1 rRNA gene is annotated in these 325 nt (G+C 56.0%); it reads left to right on the forward strand.

Annotated features, from left to right (window positions below):
* Positions 1-325: ribosomal RNA gene (locus M8318_RS00135) — 23S ribosomal RNA — on the forward strand; the annotation flags it as partial.

Raw genomic sequence — 325 nt, forward strand, 5'->3', positions numbered from 1 at the left:
GTTGTTGGGTAGGGGAGCGTTCTGTAAGCCGTCGAAGGTGGCCTGTGAGGGCTGCTGGAGGTATCAGAAGTGCGAATGCTGACATAAGTAACGATAAAGCGGGTGAAAAACCCGCTCGCCGGAAGACCAAGGGTTCCTGTCCAACGTTAATCGGGGCAGGGTGAGTCGACCCCTAAGGCGAGGCCGAAAGGCGTAGTCGATGGGAAACAGGTTAATATTCCTGTACTCGGTGTTACTGCGAAGGGGGGACGGAGAAGGCTATGTTGGCCGGGCGACGGTTGTCCCGGTTTAAGCATGTAGGCGGAGGTTCCAGGTAAATCCGGAA

It is taken from the genome of Leclercia tamurae (assembly GCF_025566055.1).
Lineage (GTDB): Bacteria > Pseudomonadota > Gammaproteobacteria > Enterobacterales > Enterobacteriaceae > Enterobacter > Enterobacter tamurae.